A 25,357-nucleotide genomic window follows, 5' to 3' on the forward strand; every position below is an offset into this window, starting at 1 on the left:
AGTTGTTTTGCTAGGGATAACATGGCGGTGGTTTTCCCTGTTTGTCGTGGTGCGTGTAGGACAAAATAACTACGTTGTTGAATTAACGCCTCTAAGTCTGGTAATCTGACTGTGGGAGATAGAACATAGTGGATATCGTTTGAACATGGACCTGCAATATTAAACCAGCGAGTCATAAAATTTTGATCATACGTAAACTCTTTAAGTTTACACATTTATTTGGGAAAATTATGATCTGACATTAGTTTTTATCCTTGAAAGAAGCCATAATAAATTTTAATCTCATTTAATCTCAGTTTTATATAGTCATCCTATTTGACTTGAGAAATTATCAGTGAGGAAAGGGAACAGGGAACACCGAAACAGGGAACAGAAATTGTTCATGAATCATTTAGGATTGCTATAGTGATATTTATGCCAGAAGTTACACGGTTTTACCAGGAATTAGTATTAAAAATGAGGATACAAGAAGAAATTAAAGCGATCGCCTTTGGGTAGTAAGCGATCGCTGTCTCCTTCAATATCCGGGGAAAGGACACTTTAATTAATAGCTGCTATATAAAACCTAGACAAAGCTAGACTTTACCTTCTACTTCAAAGGGGGTATGGGAGCGGTTATCCCTGGTGTAGACTTACACGCCTTAGCCAGACGCGATTGTGTTCCAATTAAATTTCTGAAAAAGACTACCACCATCATTGCTTGGTTTTCGCGTCGGCAACAGTCTCAATTCAATACTTGATATCACCCTATTATATTAGGACTTACGCATTGACAGAATCAACCAAATATTATCTATGAGTTTCGGGCATTTTAACCTGATTTCTTGATTATTTTTGAGCGATCGCGAAGCGCTGCTGCAAGCAGTTCGCTACTGATCGGAAGTTAATCGTCAGAACCCTGGAAAGTGAGTTACAGGAAGGTCAGGAAATTACAGTAAATAATCTGGGTGTGGATTAATAACGCCTTTGCCACAGTTTGATGGTTTCATCCCCACTCCCAGATGCTAAGGTACGACCATCCGGGCTAAAGGCTACTGAATAAACCCAACCATAATGTTCGGTGAGGGTGGCGATTTCCCGCCTTGTGGCGACATCCCACAGTTTTATGGTTTTATCCCAACTCCCAGAAGCTAAGGTTTTACCATCCGGGCTGAAGGCTACTGACAAAACATAACCTGAATGTCCCCTGAGAGTGGCGATTTCCCCTCCCGTGGCGACATCCCACAGTTTTATGGTGTTATCCATACTCCCAATACTTATCCATTTACCATCCGGGTGCCAATCCATACTCCCAGAAGCTAAGGTTTTACCATCTGGGCTGAAGGCTACTGAATTAACCCAATGTTCATGTCCAGTGAGGGTGGCGATTCTCTCTTGGGTGGCTACATCCCACAGTTTTATGGTGTGATCCCCACTCCCAGAAGCTAAGGTTTTACCATCCGGGCTGAAGGCTACTGAACGAACCCAACTTGAATGTGAAGCTAAGGTTTTATAATCCGGGCTAAAGGCTACTGAATCAACCCAACTTGAATGTCCGGTGAGGGTGGCGATTGACCGACGGGTGGGGACATCCCACAGTTTTATGGTGTGATCCCCACTCCCAGAAGCTAAGGTTTTACCATCCGGGCTGAAGGCTACTGAAAAAACCAAATCTGAATGTCCAGTGAGTGTGGCGATTGACCGACGAGTGCCTACATTCCACAGTTTGATGGTTTTATCCCTACTCCCAGAAGCTAAGGTTTTACCATATGGGCTGAAGGCTACTGAACTAATCCCTTCTGAATGTCCTTTGAGTGTGGCGATTTCTCTATGGGTGGCGACATCCCAAAGTTTGATGGTTTTATCCCCACTCCCAGAAGCTAAGGTTTTACCATATGGGCTGAAGGCTACTGAACTAATCCCTTTTGAATGTCCTGTGAGTGTGGCAATTTCCCGCCAAGAAGATAGTTTATAAGCTTTTAAAGCATCAATGACCTGGATAGACTTATTGCTTCCAGATTGCAAAATATTATAAGCCTCATCCTTGACATCGTTTGATTCGTCTGTAGTTAAAGCTTGGAGAAGTAATTTAACCCCATCGTCCCCATAGTTGAGGGCTTGGGATATCGCATTTATTCTCACATTGGGGTTAGGGTTCTTATATCTCTGCTGCGCCGAAGATAGTTCATAAGATTGTAAAGCATCAATAACCTGAATAGACTTATTGTCTTTAGATCGCAGGAGATTATAAGCGACATACTTGACATCATCTGATTCATCTGTAGTTAAAGCTTGGAGAAGTAATTTAACCCCATCCTCCCCATAGTTGAGCGCTTGGGATATGGCATTTATCCTCACATTGGGGTCAGGGTTCTTATATCTCTGCTGCGCCCCTTGGATTCCCCCTAAGACCAGGGCATTTTCTGGAGCGTTACCAGTACCACCTAGTACTAGATCAAATTTCCCTGGTTGTGGCTCGTTCATCTTAGGTTACCACTGGTAGTTAATTTAGTCTTGGAGACATTATATAATGACGTGTTACCCAATACTTGTCAGGTATAAAGGTAATTGTCAAGAATTATTAAAGTACCTATACCAGTAACTTACCAGTGTGTCATCACCTGCTAACACTGTTAAAATCAACATAACGGTAATTATAAGGTATCGCTATTTGGGGATTTGGGGAATGCGATCGCGCAAGCGCTGACTTGTCAGTTCCCTTTTACTGAATACTTTCAATTAACTTAATATTATTTCTCAACCATTCATTGACTAAGATTTGCACATCAATGTTTTTTTCCTGAGCAATTTTATTGAGAAAATTCTCAACATCTTTTGCGTTTTACCCAGATAAAGTTCATTGTCTATTAATAATAGAGTCATTAATTGCTCAAATTTTGTATCAGCAATCCCAATCCACAAGGACAGTCAACAGTCACCAGTCACCAGTCACCAGTCAACCGATCGCGATTCAAACTTCCGTGTTGCTCCGAATCATGCAGATCGTCACAACTACCTATAATCCCTATCAGGGATTCAAACTTGTTACCAACATTTTCAACACTATCACCCTTTTCAAGGAGGACTTTAAAGAATTTAGCCCCCCTTTTTAAGGGGGGTTGGGGGGATCAATCAAAATGTGATTAGTTGAACGACACATAATAAACAGTCACAACTACCCATAATCCCTATCAGTCATTCCCACCCACCCCACCTATTGACTAGGTGGGGATTTTACACTTAGTCACAATTACTGATAATCCCTGTTAAAATTAAACATTCAAATACTAACTACCCTAGACCACTATCTAAATTCTCTCCTCACAACTACTCATAACCCCCCTCACCACAAAAATGATATATTTTCTTATTTTCTCAAATTCACAACCCCAAAAATGATATATTTTCTCATTCTATTCTCCTTATTTTATGTAGTCACAATCATTTAGAATTTCTATCCAAATTTCCCTCAACCCAAATCTTAACAGTGATATAATTTACAATTACCTATAAATCTCTATCAGTGAAAATAACTAGGGCGAAAAAAAAAGTTTTTTTTTCGCTTCCTGTCGTCATCACCCACCATACCTAACAGTAATTAAAGAAATTACACCACCCAACTCCATATATCCCCGTAGAGTAAACTTATCCATAATCCCTATTAGGGATGCCAAACTTTTACAACCCGTCCCTGAAGTTGTTTTCCTAGCCAAGGTGTATTACTAGAGAGTGTATAGAGGTTCTGGGGTTCAACCTTCCAGGTTTCCTGGGGGTCAAATAAAATCAGTTCCGCCTTTGCACCGGTGGTAATTGTACTGGGTTGCTGTTGTAAACATTCTGCTGGGTGAGTGCTGAGAGCGCCCCATAATTCTAAAGCCGTAAATTTACCAGTTGCGACTAAATTCTGCCAGAGTAGGGGTAATGCTAACTCGTAACCCATCGCCCCTGGAGGTGAGGAGGCGAAGGCTTGCATTTTTTCCTCATAGGTGTAAGGTGCATGGTCTATGGCGATCGCATCTATCACACCATTTTTAACCCCTGCCTGTAAGGCTTTTACATCACTGGGGTTACCTAAAGGTGGTTCTAGCCTTAGGCTTGTATTATAACTGGCTATTGCCGTCGTGTCAAGTAATAAGTGCATCCAAGTAGTGCTAGCGGTGATGGGTAAACCCCCAGCCTTAGCGGTGGCGATGAGTTCCACACTGCGAGCGGTAGAAACCCGCATAATGTGTACTGGTGTAGCTGTAGCGGCGACCAATTCTAACAAAGCAGCCAGGGCGGTAGTTTCCGCGCTCGCTGGTACAGGGGGTAAACCGAAACGCAGGGCCGGGACACCTTCGCGCATCACCCCATGACCGGATAATAGGCGATCGCCAGGGGAAAAAGCCACCGGTTTACCCCAGGGTTGGAGATACTCCAGGACTCGGTGTACAAACCCTAAATTATCCCAAGGCTGACCATCTGTAAAACCCGCGACCCCAGCAGCAGCTAAATCTGCTAATTCCGTCAATTGCTTCCCCGCTAAATCTAGGCTGATAGCTCCCCAAACGTAAACTTGAGGGTGTAACTTTAACTCCCCCTCCTGTTTCCGGGGGTGGGGGTGAGGGGGTGGGGTTTGCTGCAACTGTGTTACCATAGCCGGATGGTCAACAACTGGAGATGTATCTGGGAGAATAGTAATTCTGGTAAACCCTCCCGCTGCTGCAGCTTGTAACATAGATGAGAGAGTTTCTCGCTGTTCAAATCCCGGTTGACTACAGTGACTATACAAATCTACTAATCCTGTGCCCAGAATTAATCCCTGACAATCTTGAATAGTAGTGTCAGCAGGAATATCAGAAATATCCGGGGCGATCGCGGCGACCTTACCATCAGCTATGAGTACATCAGCTATCTCGTCAGATTTTAAATTAGGATTAATTACCCTTACTTTTTTTAGCAGTTCTGTCATAAAAATATGGTGGTAAGCGGGAAAATCAGCAGCTTTAGCCCTGAGAGGGAGGCGAATTGGTGGTTTTAACCACCATAGTCCTTTCTGGTCAAAAGACTTGTTTTTTACAAAGCTCCAGCCGCAGTTTTATCTAGTACCCCTCCACTTAAGTGGCTGGTAATATTCATTGCTTGTAGCACTGGTAACCCATCCAGACCAGATGGATAGTCAATTACACTTACAGCGCCATTACCTTGGCGGAAGTTCCAGAAATTATCAGCCGATAAACCGAGAACGTGACACAGCAAAGTTTTATTAGTAGCATCGTGGGCTACCACCAAACCGGTTTTGAGTTGTTTCGTGAGGGCATCTTGTATAATTCCTTGCCAAGATGCCACACTACGCTGCCAAACTTGCTCTAGGTTTTCCCCTTTTGGCATTTGTACCTGGGCGGGTACTAGTCGCCAGCGCTGCAATTCTCCGGGGAATTCTTGCTCTATCTCTGTTTCTAATTTACCTTCCCACAGTCCGTGACTGATTTCTCTCAAACCATCTTGTAAATCTAAGTTTATACTAGGATGGTGGTTCAATATCAATTCTGCTGTTTCCTTGGGGCGGAGCATAGAGCTACTAACAGCAAAATCAATCACCACATCTTTGAGAAATTCTCCGGCGATTTGGGCTTGTTGTCTACCATTATCATTGAGGGGGATATCTATTTGCCCTTGGAATCTAGTTTGGCGATTCCATTCCGTCTCCCCATGACGTACCAACAACAAACGGACTCCCTGATGTCCCGGTCGCAAAGAGGGTAAAGTTTCCCCTAAGTGTTGGGTCTGATTCAGAGATTCTAATTGCACCGGTTCCCCTAAACCACCAGCAAAATTCAGGACGCTAATACAACAGTTAGATTGCTGTAAGCTATGGTAACGACTGGGGGAAATACCCAAAGCTGTACTAATCAAAGCCCGATTAATGCCATTATGGGCGACTATGAGGATAGTTTCACCTTGATGACGGGGTAGAATTTCCTGCCAAAATAACCGCGCTTGTTCATAGATAGACAGGACAGGAAAATGTTCCGTTGTCCCATCCTTGAGCAACATCCGCAATTCATGGGGGCGTTGTTTCCAGGTGCGATAGTCTTCAGTAAACTTTTCTTTGACATCAGCACTGAGCATTTCTGCCCATAAAGGTAGATCAATTTCCATCAGGTTATCAGCAACTTGGGGAGTTACAGACTTTGTAGAGTCTGTTACCAACTCACTGTATATAATCTCAGCTGTTTTTTTAGCCCGCTGGAGAGGACTAGTATAAATAGCACTAAAAGGAATATTACTGAGGGCTTTTCCTACCTTACTAGCATCTGCACACCCTTTCTCTGTTAATCTTGACACGTCAGTACGTCCTTGGATGCGGCGCTCGATGTTATAGCTGCTTTGTCCATGGCGCACAATGATGACACGGGTCATCGGTTTTGCCCTCCTGTATTTCAAGGAATAATTCTACAACGATTGCTCTTCAATTGAGCATTTTGGCAGACAGATTCACACCTAGGGGTGAATCAAATTTGGCGGGAGTTATGTAAATTTCAAGGTGAATACCTGAGAAGTTATATCAATCATGCTGAATAAAACTGTAATTCTCCTACTGCTGCTGATTTCTGCTCATAGCTATTCAAAATCAGATCAATTTCTAGAGCGAGGTTCAGGTAGGTGAGCACCCACAATTCCCCACAAGAGTAGATCCTGGGAATTGCAAACCAGAAATTCCGGGATCTGAAACTGTGGTTATGTAAGCATGAATACTGCTAACCTTGACTTTCGTGAAAGGCTAAAAATTGCTCCTGGTTAATTCGCCCACACTGATACAGTGTTTCTGTAATTTCCGTCAGTGTAAACACAGAATGAGCTTGATAACCATGATCTAGTAATCTCGCCTTTACACCTTGTTCATGGTCAATTAATACGACAATATCCTTAACATTCAATCCTGCTGATTTTAACTTTTCGGCACCTTCCATCACACTTTTGCCCGTGATCAGAATATCATCAACCACCGCCACAGTCTCACCAGGATCAAAATTCCCCTCAATTAACCTGCGAGTTCCGTGTGCTTTGACTTCCTTGCGCGGGAAAATTAGGGGACAATGTAAACGCAAAGATAAACCCGTAGCAGTGGGTAAAGAACCGTAGGGAATACCTGCTAATCTGTCAAACTCAAGAGAATTTAAAATTTTCTCATAAGCAGTGAGAACCTGATTAAAAACCTGGGGATTGGAAATAATTTTCCGTAAGTCAATGTAGTAAGGAAAAGTGGCTCCCGATGCTTGTACAAAACTACCAAACATGATGCAGCCGACATCATAAAGTTTTAAAATCAAGTCTTGTTGGGGGTGGAGATTGACAACAGAAACATCAGGTAACCACACAGCACAGGTAGAAGTATCAGAGAAAATTTCACTTTTAGCTTGATTAATCTCTGCACGTAAGGACTGGATATGATCAGCTAATTTGGGTTGAGTGAACATATCTTGAGGAACAGGAATCAATAACCCATCACCGTGACTATTTAACCCAGCTGCTAAAATTTCCTTGATATTGATATTACTTCCCCCAGCCCAAATACTCCGGGCCATAATCAACCTTTCCGGCGCAACTGACCGAATCCGAGTTAAAATCTCAGGGTTTGTCGTCCCCACCTCCAAACCTAATTGTTCTGGAGTTCCCCAATTCCTAGACTCCTTGACTACCTGTAAATATAGAGGTAATTCTTCTGTAGGATATTTTTGTAAAGCTTCTGCTCCCACATTAGAAGTGCAGCATAAAATAAATACTGCTTGATCAAGGTAAACTAAAAACGGTGCTACATGGTCTTGTCCTGTATAAGGACTGAGGGTAACAGCATCCACATTCAATTGTGTAAATACCCTGCGAGCAAACACAGTGCTGGTATTTAAATCACTATGTTTAGCATCTAAGATAATGGGGATATGACTAGGAATAGCTGCTAAAGTTTTTTCTAGCAGTTCTAAACCTGGAACACCCAAGGCTTCATAAAATCCTAAAGTTGGTTTATAAGCACAGACACAATCAGCAGTTTCGCGGATAATCGATTCTAACCAATTATGTAAATCAGCAATGATATCCTCAGATTTATAATGTGCTGGTAGGAGTTCTGGATTTGGATCAAGACTTACAAATAGTAAACTTTGATTTTGGAATATACTAGCTTGTAATTTATCAAAAAAGTTCATTTTTATGGTTACCCTGGGTTGTATGGTTTAAAAAACCCTATCTCATCGCACCAGTCGGCTCAATCCCACTCCATCAAAACACAGCCCTAGCTTACCTATACCTATGATGGTCTTTTTTGTGCCTATGGCTTACGTTACGTGATGCTATTGTGCGGGAAAAATCATAAGATTAGTCACTAGGATAGCAAGTTTAAAGAGGATGAGATAATCATTGGAAAAACTATTAAGGATAGCCAAAATCATTGATATCTGTACTGAGCGCATTGGCAAATTAACCAGTGGACTGGTGCTAGTCATGGTCATACTTGGCGCATGGAATGTTTTAGGGCGATACTTAGGGCGGTTGATTGGCATTAATTTAACTTCTAATGCTTACATAGAAGCCCAATGGTATATTTTTGATTTAATTTTCCTCTGGGGTGCAGGTTACGCCTTAAAGCATAATGAACACGTCCGAGTGGATGTGTTTTACAACAATTGGAGTCACCGGCAGAAAGCACTAGCAGATTTACTGGGGACATTGTTATTTTTAATTCCATTTTCTCTGATGGTGATATTTTTTTCTTGGGGTAGTATCCTGGCTTCCTGGGAAATTTGGGAAACATCCCCAGACCCTGATGGTTTACCCCGCTACCCCATCAAAACCATGATTATTGTCTCCTTTGTGTTGTTAATTGTTCAGGGAATTTCTCAGGTAATTAAAAACTTGGCCATTCTTCAAGGTAGAGTCGATAGCGATCGCCATATCCCCGGAGGAAAATCATGACACTAGATTATGAATGGCTAGGGCCTGCTATGTTTGCGGGGGCTTTGGTGCTGTTATCCCTGGGATATCCCGTAGCTTTTTCTCTGGGTGGGGTATCAATCATATTTGGCATACTGGGAATTGTCCTGGGTGTATTTGACCCGATATTTTTAACTGCCATGCCACAGCGGATTTTTGGCATCATGGCTAATTATACCCTGTTAGCTATCCCCTATTTTATCTTTATGGGGTCAATGCTGGAGAAATCTGGCATAGCTGAGAACCTGTTAGAAACTATGGGGATTGTATTAGGACGGTTACGGGGGGGACTGGCTTTAGCTGTGGTGTTAGTGGGGGCGCTGTTGGCAGCAACTACTGGTGTGGTGGCTGCAACGGTGGTGGCTATGGGGTTAATTTCCCTACCCATTATGCTGCGTTATGGGTATAATAAGGAATTAGCCACTGGTGTAATTGCGGCATCGGGGACTCTGGGGCAAATTATCCCCCCTAGCGTGGTGTTGGTGGTGCTGGGTGACCAGTTAGGGGTTTCTGTAGGTGATTTATTTATCGGTTCCTTGATTCCCGGTTTAATGATGTCCGGTGCTTTTGCTTTACATGTGCTGATTGTGGCATTTTTAAAGCCAGATTTAGCGCCAGCTTTACCGGCGGAGGTGCGCAACATTGGTGGTAAAGCCTTGGGAAAACGGATATTTCAGGTCATGCTACCGCCGTTGGTTCTGATTTTCTTGGTATTGGGTAGTATCTTTTTTGGCTTTGCTACCCCTACAGAAGCCGGTGCTGTAGGTTGTCTAGGTGCGATCGCACTTGCTGCTGCTAACGGTCAGCTAAATTTACCATCTGTGGGTCAGGTTTGCGATGCCACTTTAAAAATTACCACCATGGTAATTTTTATCTTATTGGGTTCCACAGCCTTTAGTCTAGTGTTCCGGGGGTTGAATGGGGATCAATTTATGTTTGATCTCCTAGCTAATCTTCCCGGTGGGACTACGGGGTTTTTGATTGTCAGCATGGTCACAGTATTTATTCTCGGCTTTTTTATTGACTTTTTCGAGATTGCTTTTATTGTTGTCCCCCTATTTGTCCCCGTAGCTCAACAGTTAGGTATTGATTTGATTTGGTACGGTGTGATTTTAGGCGCAAATCTGCAAACTTCCTTTCTCACACCGCCCTTTGGTTTTGCATTGTTCTATCTGCGTGGTGTCGCCCCCCCAGAAGTCACCACATCTGATATTTATCGGGGCGCTATCCCCTTTATTTTGCTGCAAATGCTAGTTTTGGTGTTAATAATTGCTTTTCCGGGGATTGTGAGTTTTTTACCGAATTTAGGAAGCTAATTGATCAACTCATTGAGAAATTAGCATAACTCAATTCATTGACACGGTTCCAGTCAAAAACTTGCTGACGGAACCCTTTCCACTGTTGGTAAACTTCTTTAAAGGTGTTGTCCTGACTAGCATTTTCTTCTAGGAACTCAAAGGAGGCTGTTTGAGATGCTTGCATAATTTCCCGACTGAAGGGAACTAATTTAGTCCCCCCTGCGGTGAGTCTGGCTAATGCTTGACTATTTAAAGCGTCATACTCAGAGAGCATATTCATGTTGGCTTCATAAGCTGCTGTCTTGAGGATGGCTTGGTATTCCGGGGGTAATTTATTCCAAGCAGTACGGTTAACTAAAACATCTAATGTCGGTCCTGGTTCCGACCAACCAGGATAATAGTAAAATTCGGCAGCTTTGTGTAAACCCAGTTTTTCATCATCGTAGGGACCGACCCACTCAGCTGCATCAATGGCGCCCCGATCCAGTGCTAGGAAAATTTCCCCCGCTGGTAATACTTGTACGTTGACACCCATACGAGACATGATTTGACCACCAATTCCGGGAATACGCATTTTTAAGCCTTGGAGGTCGGCCACGGTGTTAATTTGTCGTTTAAACCATCCCCCCATTTGGGTCCCGCTGTTACCGGCGGGAAAGTTGATAATGTTGAAGTCGCTGTAAATTTTTTGTATGGTTTCCAGTCCCCCCCCATGATACAGCCAGGAGTTCTGTTGTTGGGCGTTGAGGCCGAAGGGTATGGTAGTGCCAAAGGCTAAGGCTGGGTTCTTGCCGGTATAATAATAACTGGCTGTATGTCCACACTCTACTGTTCCGGTTTGCACTGCGTCCATGACTTGTAACCCCGGTACTAGCTCCCCCGCAGCAAAGGGTGTAATGGTAAAACGCCCGTTGGTCATTTCTTTAACTCGCTTAGAAATTATATCTGCACCGGTAAATATAATTAGAGATTTCGGCCAACTGGTAGCCATTTTCCACCGAATATTGGGCTGACTGGTTTGGATGTTGGCTGCGGTTTGGCTACGACTACATGCAGCTAATGTTACCGCAGTCCCAGCGGCGATCGCAGCTGTGTTGAGAATTTGGCGACGTTTAATCATGCTTGGTAAATTTATCAGCGCTAATTAGTGGGTTATCCGTAATTTACCAGTTTTTTACAATCTAGCTGCACGTAAAGCCGCACCAATTAGACCTACTTCTTGGTTAAGAATAATATGTACGGGTATATCTTCCAGGATGGAACGCATCCGCCCTTTTTCGCTGAAGTTTAACAGAAAATTGCCGTTTTTCAGGAGGGGGAGAATTTTAGGCGCGATTCCACCTGCAATATATAAACCACCATAGGGGAGTAATTTTAGGGCTAGATTACCCGCTTCAGCGCCGTAAATATCCACAAATAATTTTAGGGCTTCCACCGACAGGCGATCGCTCCCTTGGACTGCAGCGCCACCAATGACCGCCCCGGGGTCAACGCTTTTTTCCATCTGTCCGGCTTCTCTTTCCCAGGTTCTGACAATTTCCGCAATTTCTGGTGATTCGCTGTATACTTGGCGATCGCGTAAAAATTGGTAAATTGCCACTATACCCTGTCCGGAAACTACCCTTTCTACAGACACCCGTTGAATATCATGTTTATCCAGTAGATATTTCAACAGCTGAAATTCTAACTCATTGCGGGGGGCAAAATCCCCGTGTCCACCTTCTGAGGGAAACACCTGATAATAGTTCCCCTGTTTAATTAAAAACCCTTGTCCTAAACCAGTACCAGCACCAATAACAGCAATGGGTGCTTCTAGTTTGTGTTTCCCAACTTGCAAGGTGAGCAAATCTGTTTTACTTAATCCGAAAATACCGTAACCCACAGCGGCAAAATCGTTAATTAAGCACATGGAATCAATGCCTAATTCTTGTTTTAAACGGGGAGTATCGAGAAACCAAGTTAAGTTAGTCAGCTTGGCTGTATTATCTACCACTGGTCCGGCGATCGCAAAACAAGCTTTTTGGGGTGTGGGGGTATGAAGCTGAAGGAGGAACTGCTGGACTAAGGGGACTAAGTCGGGAAAATCTCCACTAGGGTAAGTTTTCTGTGCAATGGTATGTAAATTTTCAGCGTCCACCAACCGCAAAATAGTTTTAGTGCCGCCAATATCTCCTGCTAGTAACAAAGTCATAGAATTGAGGATGGGAATTAATTAATTTGTCTGTGCAGTCAAAAATCCTCATTCAGGATTTGAGCAAATCGAACCACTTCCGATACTTTTTTGCTAACATTCATTAACAAATACACTCTTTAAGAGAGGGCGTATCAACCAATGCACGAAGGAAAATCCTCTATATCCATCAAGTGGGAAGTATCTCCTTTTAGTTCTAGCAACCATTCAGGTCCCTGGCGCAGGATTTTCACTAAGGAACATAAAGAAGCCGTGACTTCTGTTTTAGCAATGTCCCCTACTAACCCCATTGCAGCACCCTGTACAGATGCACTATGTCCTACCAGCAAGATATTTTCAGGATAGCATTCACTAGCCAACAATTGGGCAGTTTTTCCAGAACGCTCTTGTACTTGGACCTCAGTTTCTGGATATTCAGGGCTGACAACTGGTGTATAATCAGAATCTATTCTGGGGAATAGTGCCTTTAACTCAGAAATTGAGTGTATTTCCGGTGCTTCGGTCATCCAGTGGGGATTTAACCACTCACTCAAACCTGTTTCTAGTTTAATCCTTAAATTTAAAACTTCTGCCACGGCGTTGGCTGTTTGTACAGTGCGCAGAAATGGGGAAGCGAAAATATGAGTAATGGTTTCTGTTTGCAGACGTTGAGCTAACTGCTGAGTTTGCACTATCCCATCTTCAGACAAAGGCGGGTCATAACGTCTGACTGCTGTGAGAAACCAGTCAGGGTGAACGAAATCCAGACGGTTAGCGTGTCTGGCTATCCAAACTATTTGATTCATAAAACCATTTCATCGCCAGTTTCCTAGATCACCTAGCCCGTGAATTGTACCATGAAGCGGCGGTCAATCCAGTCTTTCCCACACCAGAAAACCCGGTGAGGAGATGAAGTCAAAGCGCCTCTAGTGGCGATCGCTCGTTTGTCCCCAGTCCCGATTAAACTTAAATATTCTGGCTGTGGTCTATAGACTTTGACAGACTTACCTGATAATATTCTTTGTAAATTCTCAAACAATGGTTTACCCTGGCGTACCGCAAATACTCCAGCTTTAGGACAGGGGTGATTTACCATCGTCGCAATATCCCCCGCAGCAAATACCTCTGGGTGAGTTTGACTTTGTAAAGTATCTCCTACTAAAATAAATCCTTGCTGATCTGTACCTAGTCCTGTGGTTTTTATCCATGGGGGTGCTGATGCTTGGGTAACCCAAAATACTTTTTGGGACTCTACCAATAACCCAGATACACATTTTACCTGGAACATTGCCGGTGTTTCCCCATTGCTCTGTTGGGGTGCAATTTCCGCCACGGTTTCCCCTAGATGTAAATTTATCCCCCGTTGAGTTACAATCTGCTGCAATTGACCTTGCACTGATTGGGGATAATTGGGTAACAGTTGCTCCTGACGCCCGAATAAATCAATTGTCAAACCCTGATTTTGTGATCTAATTCTCTGTAAATGAGTTTCCATGGATAGTACTAACTCCACACCCCCCGCACCACCACCGACAACAGCTATACTTACGGGTTGTTCAGGGTTTTTAGCTACACGTTCTAATAGCCCATACCAATGTTCTAACAATTTTGGTACTGGTTTAGCAGCAATCGCATATTCAGCGGCACCTGGTACAGATATTGTAGCTGGGGTGCTGCCAATGTCAATAGATAGGATATCAAAGTTTACTGGTGGACTTGTAGCACAAATCACCCTACGGTTTTTCAAGTCTAGTCCCACCGCTCTATCAATACATAACTGTGCATCAGCAAAGTTAGTTAATTTTTGTAAGTCGATGTGACACTCTTGGTAGGTATAAAAGCCGGCAATATGACCGGGTAACATACCGGAGTAAGGGGTATAAATATCTGGGGTAATTAATGTTAAATCAACTCCTGCTAAAGGATGGTGGGCAAAGTTTTTCAACACGATAGCATGGCTATGTCCACCACCAATTAATACTAAGTGTTTGTTGGGCATTTTTCCCTACTCCAATCTTGAGACTTTACTCCCGGTTGGGGATATTGCGATCGCCTCTCAAGATTTAAATGAACTACCCCATTTTCAACGTAGTCAGATGGGTTTCTACATCCCTATGAGTAATATGTTTACGTTTACCTCAAAACAGGTATGCGTAGACCTTCCCTCACGAATTGCGAGTTTATACCACGCTTAGTCCTCGAAACTGGACGACTACATCATCAAAGTCGAAGTCACCGCCGCCGGCTAGGTCCTCAAAGCCGAAGACATTGTTACCCAACAAGCGGATCTGGTTGCTATTACCGGCGACAAATAGGTTACTAAAGTCAGGTCTCACTGAGTTGAGGTCACCATTCGCGAATAAGAATGGTAGCAGGACATAGTCTGACAAGTCAAGACTAGAATTGACTTGAAAGGTGCTGCTTAAGTCTATAATTTGGTTATTGGTAACGCTGCGAGTCAGCACCGCATTGTTACGCACCGCACTCAGATATGCATTGCGATCGCCTAGTCCAGCTATACTGTCACCAGTTAGCCTGTCAACCACTGCCCCTGTAGTTTTGTCTGCCAAGTAGAAGCCCACTAGATTATCAAAAGCAGCTTCCCGGTACAGGGTAGTATCCACCTTCACAGTGATTCTGTCCCCAGTCACTCTAGAAGTGTCGAGGTTACCCAGGTTAATAGCTTCCAGTTGCTCACCATTGACTTCAATTTTCTTGGTTAAGATTTCTATACTATCCGCACTGCCCAGACTACTAGCAACAATCTTCAAGTTACCACCAGTCAGAGTAAAATTATTCCCTGTAACACCACTAATGGTTAAGGGGGTAATAGTGCCATTGGCTAAATCTCGCAATTGGAACCTCATCATATTACCATTTTCAGGGGAAACCCTGATTGGGAATGACTGTAGGTCGTCAAGGATAGACTCCCTACCAAAAAAAGGTAGACCTGAAGCACTACCGGGAGTAGTGAGAATACTTTGAGTTCTACCGTCCCCAAAGACAATCTGCAGATCCTGAGATGATGGGGTTGAACCCGTTACAGAGAATCTAAAGACAGTATCAAAGGTTTCCTGTAGAGGTGTTCCGGTGTTGGGGTCGGTGATATCGATGATAGTTACACTACTTTGTGGACTTTGTGGACTTTGTGGACTTTGTGGACTTTGTGGACTTTGTGGACTTTGTGGACTTTGTGGACTTTGTGGACTTTGTAGACCAGTAGCACCGACTATATTAGCGCCTATATTGTCGATGGCAAAAGTATCAACCTCGATAAATCTACTTCTCTGAGGGCTAACATTTCTATTCAAGTTTTGATAGACAAAGATGCCTTCTTCACCAGGGTCAAAACCTTGAACATCATCAGCGGTAATAGGAATTGACCATGTGCCATCAGACCCTACAGTAGCTTGTTTCCCGGGTCTCTTACTATTAGGCTCACTATCGAACCGGAGCATAATTTCTGCCCCTGGTGTACCAGTACCAGTGATATTAAAACCATCAAGCCTTTCTTGTCTGTTAACTTTGTCATCTGCCGCTACCAAGTTAATTACCGGGGCTAATGGTGCTATCAATGAAGCCGGACTGTTGGGATTTCCATTAACATTAAAAGCGGCTCCTGCTCGCACAGAAACTTCTAACCCTGTTTCACCAGGGGCATCACGGTCAAGTACATTAGTGGTTACTAACAATTGGTATTTCGTGGGGCTGACTGTTGTAAATGCTCCCTTAGTACCATTGGTAACCGTGATATCTTCAGCGGTGAAGCCGGTGACAGGTTCACTGAAGGTGAAGGTGTAACGAACCCGAAATCCATAGTTACTATTTCCACTGGGAAAGGCATCTACCGCCTGACTGCTGATACTAATCGTCGGTGATTGTGACATAGAAATTACTCCTCAAGACAAGGTTAAATAGACAGTTACACTGACGAAACTATGAAGACAAACATCAAATCAACTAGATATCAAAGGATATCGATAGCAGAGTGAAGTTCGCGTAGAGTGGCACCAATAGCTTAAATATCTTTGTTCTTAGACAGGGCGACTACCGTGACGTCAAGAATCTCGTTCAATATCAGGATGATGGAACGATAACTAGGGAATAAAAACTGTTAATACTCCCACTAGTATTTAATTAGCAAGATTCGCCACAGAAATCCGGTTAATTTTATGGCAAAAACCTAGTTTTAACCTAATAGACCAGAGTCCCCAGGGCAAAAGTATTACAGTAATTCCGGGGTAGCTGGGTAATCTATTCCAGTCGGATTTATCCGACTTTAGCTTTGAGACAGGGGTTTTTAACCCCTGGCTCCTGCTTTTGACCAGTCAGCAGTCAACCGTCAACCCCAACCCCAACCCCGCACAGTCTTGTGAAGCGATCGCGCCATTTTGATGTGTGGTTCGTCCTCTTCTACAGGTATAATCTCGGCAGGTTGACCCTGACCCAAATAAGAAATCACCAAATTTGCAGCTTCTAAACCTGTAACATAAGCCTTTTCCTGGGACCAAGAACCGTGACGATTGATAATCCAATCACCACTCATAAATACATTCTCAAAACTCGTCTGAGCGGGTAACATATGACGATAACTACCCGGAGCAAAATGGGTAACCGCATTGGGTAAGGGAATGACACTACTATCAACAACTTTAGCCTCCCCAAATCCGGGGACACAAGTTGTCAAATACCCCTTGACTATATTCACAATATCTGCATCACTCATGGACAGAAACTGATTAGCATGATAAAAATCAGCTTCTATGACTGTTCCCGGTTCCTGCTGATACTCATCATGTAAAGCATTTAAATCAAAAAACGTCCATCCCGTGGTTTCATCAAAACCAAAGCAAGCATTAGAAGCACGGGGAACATTAACCTTACGGTCAAACCATAACCGGGTAGCTAAAACGTCAATAGCGCCTAAATTATTTAAATTCCGAAATTCAGGGCGGCTTTGTAAACTGCGACTATGGGCGACAATTTTTTTCATCCCTGTTACACCCACAGCAAAAATCACCGCATCTGCATCAAACACCTGATCACCGCACACCACACCCTGGGCGCGATTCTGACTATCTATAACTATATCAGTTACAGGATGCTGGGCTAACACCTTCCCCCCAGCTTGGGTAATTTGTTCCACCCAGGGGCGAAAGATTTTTTCCCCCACCGTTCCCCGACACCAAACCACATCAAAATCAGCTTGATGGGCGAGGATAAAAAAGTACAGCATTCCCAGTGTAGCAGCAGCGGAACACTGTTCACCGGGAGCGAATAAACCCACCAATAACATGGGTTCAAAAGCCTCTTGATAAAGTCGAGCTGAAACGCCAAAATCTTTAAACAATTCCCGCGCTGTGACAAAATCATAACGCCGCCAAGCCTGGTCGGAATTGTCAAAATCTATGAGAGAATAAAGTAAAGGTAAGGCACTCAGGCGATCAGCTAAGGGTAATCTCTGAAACTGAGTGTAAATAAAAGTACCCAAAGGCGTCGGGAGCCGTGGTAAATTTTGAAAAATTGGGGATTCAACTTCTAACCCCGCTGGGGAATATTGCGCCGAACGAGTCCAGGTAGTGAAGGGATTAATTTTTAACTCATTAATCAGAGCAAAAATATTTCTGTAAGGATACCAAAAGCCGTGAATTCCTGCTTCTACAGATTTGCCAGCGGTGGTTTTCCAACCTGCAACTAAACCCCCAGGATATGCACCAGCTTCTAAAAGTGTAACATCATACCCTTGTTTTGCCAACTGGTAGGTAGCACCCAAACCCGCCCAACCAGCACCAACTACTATTACACGTTTGCTTGGTAACCCTGCTGTCATCTTTTTCTTCCCCCAGTCCCGATTAATTGCGTTGTTGCTGGGCTGGTATCCATACTGTGAAAATTGAACCAACACCTACAGTAGATTCTACTTCAATTCGGCCGCGATGGAGTTCTACCAGTTGTTTAGTCAGAGCCAAACCCAACCCAGTACCTTCGTAGCGCCGGCGATAGGGTGTATCTAATTGCTGAAATTTCTCAAACATGACCGGTAATTGTTCTTCGGGAATACCAATTCCAGTGTCTTCAATTTGAAAGACAGCAGTATGATCTTCTACCCATATCCGCAAGGTAACACTACCACCTCCTGGGGTAAACTTAATCGCATTGGTTAATAAATTCCAGAGAATTTGTTCTACTCGCTGTACATCAGCAGTAAACAGATCCCGTTGGGGGTCAATTTGTAAATCCAGTTGAAGATTAACCTGTTGGCTATCAGCTTTTTCTAATAGTGACTCTAGGGAATTTTCGGCGGTATGGGTTAGGGAAAAATCTGTAATATTTAATACAGTTTTACCAGCTTCAATTTGGGATAAATCCAGGATGTCATTAATTAGCTCTAATAAATGTTCTCCACTGTCATGGATGGTTTGCAGGTAATCTCGTTGACGTTGACTCAGTTCTCCGAGGGGCCAACGTAACAAAGTGGAAGACATCCCGATCACATAGGTTAATGGAGTGAGTAATTCATGGCTGATGGTAGCCAGAAATTCGCTTCTGAGGCGACTAGCAGCTTCTGCAGCTAGTAAAGCTTCCCGTAGGGCTTTTGTCCGCTCAATTACTCGTTGTTCTAAACTTTGTTTTTCTTGGGTAAGGGTGCGGGTAGCTTTTTGTAAAGATTGCATCAACTCAGCTTGATGAATAGCAATGGCTAATTGTTCCGCTATGGAAGTGAGTAAACTTTGATCACTTTCGCTCCACTCCCGTGGGGTATGACATTGATGAGCAATCAATAGACCCCAAAGATTCTGTTCAAATATAATTGGTGCTACCAACTTAGCCCTAACTTGGCATTTTCGTAATAAATTCAATAAACATTCTTCTGTGACATAAGTTTTTTCCACGTCCTCAATTACTAAGGTAAATCCTTGGCGATACTTTGCTAAACAGGTGGAGTTCTTAGACCAGCAGTCATTTTCTTGATAAGACAACACCGACGAAATGGCACCTTCAGCCCTCTCCTCATAGACAATACAACCCCCCATCTCTCCTGGGGGTAGGTTTTCATCTATGGTTATGCCATGTAAATCAGTTTTGACACTCAAACCCTGAAATTTATATATTACTAATCGGTCTAGTGCCAGAAATTCCCGTACCATACCGATCGCCGTGGCCATAATCACTGGTAAATCTAAGCTTTTGCGAATCTGGGTGGTCACCTGATTTAACAGTCGCTCTTGCAAAATCTGTTTTTTTAAGGCATCTTCCACAGGCTGACAAGTATAAACTTGAGGAATGGCTACGCATCCCGGGCTATCAGTAGGGGTTAAAGGATCTATAATCTTCTGGGATGACTGTGTGCCGATATACTCTAATAACAACAGTGTAAATTTAGTTTGGGTCTGAGCATCATTAGGTCTGACAAGCTCTCGATAGCGTTCCAGATTTTGGTGTGTGTCAGAATTTCCCTCAAACAAATCTCGTACCTGGGAGACAAATAATGCGATCGCCTCAGAATTAAATGTCAAATTGCTATTGTATGCGGCGCAATCCCCCCCATACCCCGGTGCTAAAGTTCCCACCAAAAGGGCGCTAAACTCCTGAGAAATCAACAGCGTAAACCTTTGATTACGCCACTCTTGGGGTAAAGAAATCCTGACTAATACAGACTCAGTGAGTACCAATGCAGCAGTTCCGACGACTTGAGCCATCTGCTGTAAAAATTCCCCCAGCTGATTAAATACAACTAAAGGCAAGTTTCGAGAAAAACTCAAATCAGGAGAACTAAGCATTTTTAATGGTCTGGTAATAATTTACGTGGCAGAAGACAGTGTAAAATCTCTTGTAGAGTGCGTCAGATATGAAAAATCTGTTTATTGATGGCATTCATGCACTTCTTGGCATCCTATTAATATGTCATGTAATAACTTGCACGGGCGAAAACAGTGTTATATTCAACAGTTTAGGGGGGTAATACAAGATTATGCATCGTATCAGCGCCACACCGGGGGGATGGAATCAGTCCGAAGGGTTAGTTTTGATCGAACAATCTCCCGCTCCTTTTGTATTCATTACCGCCGCTGATACCGACATTCAAACCCTAGCAGTAGGAGTGACTCAATTACCACCAAACTTCCCAGCTATCAGGGTTGCTAGCCTGTTGCAGTTACAGCAAGAAATAAGTATAGATTCCTATGCTGAGGAAGTTTTAGAATCTGCCCAAGTGATTATTTTGCGTCTGCTAGGAGGACGTTCCTATTGGGCATATGGTTTAGCAGTGGTGCAAGAAATTGTACAACGTCAAGGTACAACTCTGATTGTAATGCCTGGTGACGACGGTCTAGACCCAGAATTAATTTCCCAATCTACTTTGCCTTTAAGTGTTATTAATCAAGTATTACAGTATTTCCGAGAAGGCGGAGTAGAAAATATTGTTAACGCTCTAAAATTTATCTGTGATACCTGTCTTCATACTTCTTTCCAAGCCTCACCACCTAAAGGAGTTCCCCGTGTTGGGTTATATAACTGGGGAATGGGGACTAGGAAATCACCAATACCTAAAGTGGGCATTCTTTTCTACCGCGCTCATTATCTATCTGGTAATACTAAAGTAATTGATGCCTTGTGTACAGCCCTGGCAAAACGTAATTTACAACCTGTACCAGTGTTTGTTTCCTCATTGCGTGATCCTGATGTTCAAGGAGAATTAAGTGAGTTTTTCCAGCCTAAAGATACAGAGCAAATAGGAGTACTACTAAATACTACGAGCTTTTCTCTGGCGCGGTTGGAAGCAGAAGCACCCCAGCTAGACCTTTGGCAAAAATTGAATGTCCCAGTCTTACAAGTTATCCTCAGTGGTGGTGGTGTGGAGCAGTGGGAGTCACAATTACAAGGACTTTCCCCCCGGGATATAGCCATGAATGTGGCGCTACCAGAGGTAGATGGGCGGATTATTACCCGCGCTGTTTCTTTTAAAACTGTACAAAAGCGCCATCCTGACTTAGAAACAGATGTGATGGTTTATGAACCAGTGAGCGATCGCATTGAGTTTGTGGCCCAACTAGCAGCCAACTGGGTAAACCTGCGCTCAAAGCCTCCCCAAAAGCGCCGTATTGCCCTGATTTTGGCAAATTACCCCAATCGCAACGGCAGATTAGCTAATGGCGTAGGATTGGACACACCAGCCAGTTGTGTAGAAATAATTAAGGCTTTACAAAATGCGGGTTATGTGGTAGAGAATCCCCCCAGAAATGGAGATGAATTAATCGACATTCTAACTAGTGGGGTAACTAATGACCCAGAAGGTAGAGATTTTCGCCCTGTGCTGCAAAGTGTTGACAGTGACGATTATCAAAAGTATTTTGCTAGTTTACCCACAACTGTACAGCAAGAAATTACTCAAACATGGGGATGTCCTGACTCTTTCCCCATTCCAGGAATCCAACTGGGTAACATATTTGTAGGGATTCAACCACCACGGGGTTATGATATTGACCCTAGTTTGAATTATCATGCACCGGATTTAGTACCCACTCATGCTTATTTAGCCTTTTATTATTGGGTGAGGGAAATTTTCAGCGCAGATGCAGTGGTTCATGTGGGGAAACATGGCAATTTAGAATGGTTACCCGGTAAAAGTGTCGCCTTATCCAGTCATTGTTATCCCGAAGTAGCTTTCGGACCACTTCCCCATTTTTACCCCTTCATTGTCAATGACCCAGGGGAGGGTTCTCAAGCTAAACGTCGGGCCCAAGCGGTGATTTTAGACCACCTCACTCCCCCCATGACCAGAGCAGAACTTTATGGCGCACTACAACAGTTAGAAAACTTGGTGGATGAATATTATGAGGCGGAAAGTTTAGATCCTGGGCGTTTACCGTCAATTCGCGATCGCATTCGGGAATTAGTTATCCAAGAAAATCTCCACCAAGAGCTAGGTATTGCCATAGAAAGCGATATTTTAAAGTTTGAATCGGTAATTTTAAACTTCATCGGTGGCTATCTGTGTGAACTAAAAGAAGCGCAAATTCGCGACGGTTTACATATTTTCGGTCAATGTCCCCAAGGGCGACAACTGCGAGATTTAATAGTCGCGATCGCCCGTATCCCTAACCGTTACTCCATAGGTATCACCCGTAACCTAGCCACAGAGTGGGGACTAGAGTTTGACCCCCTAACCACAGATTTTAACACTCAGTTATCAGAAATTGATCAGCACATTTTACACAACATCACCCCAAAAACCCGTCGCACCGTCGGCGACGCAGTGGAAGTTCTGGAAATACACGCCGCCCAATTAGTAGAACAACTCCTGAATGCTCCCCCCCTGTCATCCCCCCATCTTGACTGGATTAAAATTAAACTCATCCCCGCCTTAGAACAAACCAAGGACGAAATCACCAACTTACTCCAGGGACTCAATGGTAAGTATATTCCCAGCGCCCCCTCAGGTGCACCCACCCGGGGACGACCAGAAGTTTTACCCACCGGGAGAAACTTTTATTCTGTGGATATTCGCGCCATTCCCACAGAAAGCGCCTGGGATGTGGGGAGAAAAGCTGCTGAAAATCTGATTGAATGTTACACCCAAGAAAACGGCGAGTATCCCCAAACCTTGGGTTTATCCTTGTGGGGTACTGCAACCATGCGCACCGGGGGCGATGATATCGCCGAAGCCCTAGCTTTAATGGGAGTGCGTCCTGTTTGGGACAGTGCGGCGCGGCGTGTAGTAGACTTTGAAATCTTACCCTTGAGCATTTTGGGTCGTCCCCGTGTTGATGTTACCTTGCGGATTTCGGGATTTTTTCGGGATGCTTTCCCCAATTTAATTGACCTATTCGAGCAAGCTGTAATCGCAGTGGCCGCACTCAAGGAACCCGAAGACTTTAACCCACTGGCGGCACGAGTCAGCCAAGATACTCAGTTGTGGATGCAACAAGGCTTAACAGTGGAATCAGCGAGAGTGCGATCGCAATACCGGGTTTTTGGTTCTCAACCCGGTGCCTATGGTGCGGGTCTCCAAGGGCTGATGACATCACAAAACTGGATAGATGAGCAAGACTTAGCCCGTGCTTATATTAACTGGAGTTGCTACGCTTACACTAGTGGTAGTTCCCCTGATACTCAAGGGGAATTAGTGGGTATTTCGGCACCAGAAGCCTTTGAGCAACGCCTAAGACAAATGCAAATTGTTTTACACAATCAAGATAACCGGGAACATGACTTACTCGACTCTGATGATTATTACCAATTTCAAGGCGGTTTAACAGCAGCCGTGCGATCGCTACAAGGAAACAACCCGCAAACCTATTTTGGTGATCATTCTCATCCCGCTCAACCAAAAGTGCGCACCCTCAAAGCCGAAATTGCCCGGGTGTATCGTTCCCGTGTAGTTAACCCCAAATGGATTTCGGGAATGATGCGCCATGGTTACAAAGGTGCCTTTGAAATGGCGGCGACGGTAGATTATTTATTTGCCTATGATGCCACAGCCCAATGTGTCGAAGACCATATGTATGAGGGGGTGACACAAGCATATTTACTAGACCCTATAGTTTGTGAATTTATCCAGGATAAAAATCCTTGGGCAATGCGTGATATTGCCGATAAATTATTAGAAGCGCACCAGCGCGGTTTATGGCAGGATGTAAACAGCAAGACATTAGATAAGTTGCGAAATCTGGTACATCAAGCAGAAGCAACCATCGAAGAAAAATAAATTAGGAGATATCACATGGACAATCTTGCATATTTATATTTAGCCAATACCTATGAAAACAGTGCATCCAGTGAATTAGCATCCTTGAGTGTCTTATTCAAGAAAGCATCTGCCCCAGACTGGAAACGCCTTTCTGGTGGAGCCTGGAAGCACTTGTTACCCTTAGCTGTGGCTGTATCTATTCTTAGTTCTATCAGCAGTGCTTTCGCACTACAACGAGGTGATCAAGGTCCTTCGGTAGCCAACCTCCAAAGACAATTGCAACAAGCAGGCTTTTACCGAGAGCAGATCACACAAGTGTATGATTTTTCCACAGAAGATGCTGTACGGCGTTTTCAAGCATCTCAAAGTTTAGTAGTTGATGGGGTTCTGGGAGTAGAGACACGGCAAAAATTAGAAACCTTGCTCAGACAAGCAGTAAATCCCCAAGCCTCCGCACCAACTATTACCAGCACCGTAGTACCCACCATCAACAGTCATGTAGAATCTATTCCCTCTCTGACTACTGCTAGTACACCATTTGAGACAGTAAAAACCTCAACACCGCAACCAAAAAAAGTTACAACTGCAAAAAGTCCAACTCAACGCCGTCATCCCCAGTTGCTCCACAGAGGTGATCAAGGCGAAGATGTCAGGGTTTTACAGGAAAGGCTGCGAGTTGCAGGTTTCTATTCTGGTAAAGCCACTGGGGTCTTTGGTCCGGTTACTGAAGAAGCTGTCAAACAATTCCAAACAGCTTCTAAATTAGATGCTGATGGCATTGTTGGCCCGTCCACAATCAAAAAATTGCCCCCTGTGGGCGTTGGTGGAGGAACAACACCCCCTCCCAGACCCAGACAAACAGCTAATCCAGAAAATCTCAGGATGGGTAATCGGGGTGAGGCTGTCAGACTGCTTCAACAACATTTGATCGCAGCCGGATATCTAAACGCAACACCAAGCGGGTATTTTGGTCCCCACACTGATGATGCTGTGCGTAGGTTTCAAGCCGCTAATCACTTAGCTGTCAGTGGAATTGCTGGACCGACTACTAGAGCTAAGTTATATAGCTTAATTAACACCGGTCGCCAGGGTAATTTCAGTGTCTTGGAAATTCAAAGGCGACTACAAGAACAGGGTTTCTATCGAGGTGATCTCAACGGCGTTATGTCCGATGAGACTAAACGCGCTCTTCAGCAAGCAAAAACATTTTACGGCATCAATCTAAGTAATATCACTAGCGGAAACCTTTAG

At 43.8% G+C, this 25,357-nt stretch carries 16 protein-coding genes and 1 pseudogene; 5 read left to right on the forward strand and 12 right to left on the reverse strand.

The annotated features are described in order from the left end of the window. A pseudogene (locus tag PN447_RS13880) lies at positions 1-176 on the reverse strand (ATP-binding protein); the annotation flags it as partial. A gap of 429 nt (positions 177-605) precedes the next feature. On the opposite strand from PN447_RS13880, the gene PN447_RS13885 reads away from it, so the two are divergent. Then, a complete protein-coding gene (locus PN447_RS13885) occupies positions 606-740 on the forward strand; it encodes a hypothetical protein (protein WP_271763628.1) in 135 nt (44 codons plus the stop codon). 214 nt (positions 741-954) lie between these two features. On the opposite strand, the gene PN447_RS13890 is transcribed toward PN447_RS13885, so the two are convergent. The 4 genes from PN447_RS13890 to PN447_RS13905 form a co-directional block, all read right to left on the reverse strand. After that, positions 955-2,463, reverse strand: coding sequence for a HEAT repeat domain-containing protein (locus PN447_RS13890; protein WP_271763629.1), 1,509 nt, complete (start codon positions 2,461-2,463; stop codon positions 955-957). A 1,177-nt stretch (positions 2,464-3,640) separates the two neighbouring features. Further along, entirely contained in the window at positions 3,641-4,930 is a 1,290-nt protein-coding gene (locus tag PN447_RS13895; RefSeq protein ID WP_271763630.1) for a dihydroorotase, read from the reverse strand. A gap of 104 nt (positions 4,931-5,034) precedes the next feature. Continuing rightward, the gene (locus tag PN447_RS13900; protein WP_271763631.1) at positions 5,035-6,381 is read right to left on the reverse strand and encodes a histidine phosphatase family protein; all 1,347 of its coding nucleotides are present in this window, start codon (positions 6,379-6,381) and stop codon (positions 5,035-5,037) included. 338 nt (positions 6,382-6,719) lie between these two features. Further along, entirely contained in the window at positions 6,720-8,165 is a 1,446-nt protein-coding gene (locus tag PN447_RS13905) for a bifunctional orotidine-5'-phosphate decarboxylase/orotate phosphoribosyltransferase (RefSeq protein WP_271763632.1), read from the reverse strand. Positions 8,166-8,376: 211 nt separating this feature from the next. Between PN447_RS13905 and PN447_RS13910 the strand changes: the two genes are divergently transcribed. Then, on the forward strand, positions 8,377-8,931 hold the full coding sequence (locus PN447_RS13910) for a TRAP transporter small permease subunit (protein WP_271763633.1): 555 nt from the start codon (positions 8,377-8,379) through the stop codon (positions 8,929-8,931). Further along, positions 8,928-10,265, forward strand: coding sequence for a TRAP transporter large permease (locus PN447_RS13915; RefSeq protein ID WP_271763634.1), 1,338 nt, complete (start codon positions 8,928-8,930; stop codon positions 10,263-10,265). The genes PN447_RS13910 and PN447_RS13915 overlap by 4 nt, the downstream gene beginning before the upstream one ends. 4 nt (positions 10,266-10,269) lie before the next feature. Here PN447_RS13915 and PN447_RS13920 read toward each other — a convergent pair whose 3' ends face one another. The 7 genes from PN447_RS13920 to PN447_RS13950 all read right to left on the reverse strand — a co-directional run bounded on the left by PN447_RS13920 (position 10,270) and on the right by PN447_RS13950 (position 20,198). After that, positions 10,270-11,364 (reverse strand): TRAP transporter substrate-binding protein, encoded by a 1,095-nt coding sequence (locus tag PN447_RS13920; protein ID WP_271763668.1) that lies wholly within the window; start codon positions 11,362-11,364, stop codon positions 10,270-10,272. Positions 11,365-11,421: 57 nt separating this feature from the next. Further along, the gene (locus tag PN447_RS13925) at positions 11,422-12,438 is read right to left on the reverse strand and encodes a glucokinase (RefSeq protein ID WP_271763635.1); all 1,017 of its coding nucleotides are present in this window, start codon (positions 12,436-12,438) and stop codon (positions 11,422-11,424) included. Positions 12,439-12,572: 134 nt separating this feature from the next. After that, complete coding sequence (locus PN447_RS13930) at positions 12,573-13,223, reverse strand: histidine phosphatase family protein (protein ID WP_271763636.1); 651 nt, start codon at positions 13,221-13,223, stop codon at positions 12,573-12,575. 32 nt (positions 13,224-13,255) lie between these two features. After that, on the reverse strand, positions 13,256-14,416 hold the full coding sequence (locus PN447_RS13935) for an FAD-dependent oxidoreductase (protein WP_271763637.1): 1,161 nt from the start codon (positions 14,414-14,416) through the stop codon (positions 13,256-13,258). A 181-nt stretch (positions 14,417-14,597) separates the two neighbouring features. Next, positions 14,598-16,304 carry an Ig-like domain-containing protein gene (locus PN447_RS13940; RefSeq protein WP_271763638.1) on the reverse strand — a complete coding sequence of 569 codons (1,707 nt, stop codon included), beginning with the start codon at positions 16,302-16,304 and terminating at the stop codon, positions 14,598-14,600. Positions 16,305-16,759: 455 nt separating this feature from the next. Continuing rightward, the gene (locus PN447_RS13945; protein WP_271763639.1) at positions 16,760-18,247 is read right to left on the reverse strand and encodes a hydroxysqualene dehydroxylase; all 1,488 of its coding nucleotides are present in this window, start codon (positions 18,245-18,247) and stop codon (positions 16,760-16,762) included. A gap of 22 nt (positions 18,248-18,269) precedes the next feature. Further along, positions 18,270-20,198, reverse strand: a complete 1,929-nt coding sequence (locus PN447_RS13950) for a GAF domain-containing sensor histidine kinase (protein ID WP_271763640.1) — start codon at positions 20,196-20,198, stop codon at positions 18,270-18,272. Positions 20,199-20,389: 191 nt separating this feature from the next. On the opposite strand from PN447_RS13950, the gene cobN reads away from it, so the two are divergent. After that, on the forward strand, positions 20,390-24,124 hold the full coding sequence (cobN, locus tag PN447_RS13955; RefSeq protein WP_271763641.1) for a cobaltochelatase subunit CobN: 3,735 nt from the start codon (positions 20,390-20,392) through the stop codon (positions 24,122-24,124). Between the two features lie 15 nt (positions 24,125-24,139). Beyond that, the gene (locus PN447_RS13960) at positions 24,140-25,357 is read left to right on the forward strand and encodes a peptidoglycan-binding domain-containing protein (protein WP_271763642.1); all 1,218 of its coding nucleotides are present in this window, start codon (positions 24,140-24,142) and stop codon (positions 25,355-25,357) included.

This window comes from Anabaena sp. CS-542/02, from assembly GCF_028331085.1.
GTDB classification, from domain to species: domain Bacteria; phylum Cyanobacteriota; class Cyanobacteriia; order Cyanobacteriales; family Nostocaceae; genus Anabaenopsis; species Anabaenopsis arnoldii.

Coding starts and splice junctions, on each gene's coding strand:
- PN447_RS13885 (WP_271763628.1), top strand. CDS start 606: ATGGGAGCGGTTATCCCTGGTGTAGACTTACACGCCTTAGCCAGACGC.
- PN447_RS13925 (WP_271763635.1), bottom strand. CDS start 12,438: ATGACTTTGTTACTAGCAGGAGATATTGGCGGCACTAAAACTATTTTG.
- PN447_RS13935 (WP_271763637.1), bottom strand. CDS start 14,416: ATGCCCAACAAACACTTAGTATTAATTGGTGGTGGACATAGCCATGCT.
- PN447_RS13895 (WP_271763630.1), bottom strand. CDS start 4,930: ATGACAGAACTGCTAAAAAAAGTAAGGGTAATTAATCCTAATTTAAAA.
- PN447_RS13905 (WP_271763632.1), bottom strand. CDS start 8,165: ATGAACTTTTTTGATAAATTACAAGCTAGTATATTCCAAAATCAAAGT.
- PN447_RS13945 (WP_271763639.1), bottom strand. CDS start 18,247: ATGACAGCAGGGTTACCAAGCAAACGTGTAATAGTAGTTGGTGCTGGT.
- PN447_RS13940 (WP_271763638.1), bottom strand. CDS start 16,304: ATGTCACAATCACCGACGATTAGTATCAGCAGTCAGGCGGTAGATGCC.
- PN447_RS13890 (WP_271763629.1), bottom strand. CDS start 2,463: ATGAACGAGCCACAACCAGGGAAATTTGATCTAGTACTAGGTGGTACT.
- PN447_RS13900 (WP_271763631.1), bottom strand. CDS start 6,381: ATGACCCGTGTCATCATTGTGCGCCATGGACAAAGCAGCTATAACATC.
- cobN (WP_271763641.1), top strand. CDS start 20,390: ATGCATCGTATCAGCGCCACACCGGGGGGATGGAATCAGTCCGAAGGG.
- PN447_RS13930 (WP_271763636.1), bottom strand. CDS start 13,223: ATGAATCAAATAGTTTGGATAGCCAGACACGCTAACCGTCTGGATTTC.
- PN447_RS13960 (WP_271763642.1), top strand. CDS start 24,140: ATGGACAATCTTGCATATTTATATTTAGCCAATACCTATGAAAACAGT.
- PN447_RS13915 (WP_271763634.1), top strand. CDS start 8,928: ATGACACTAGATTATGAATGGCTAGGGCCTGCTATGTTTGCGGGGGCT.
- PN447_RS13950 (WP_271763640.1), bottom strand. CDS start 20,198: ATGCTTAGTTCTCCTGATTTGAGTTTTTCTCGAAACTTGCCTTTAGTT.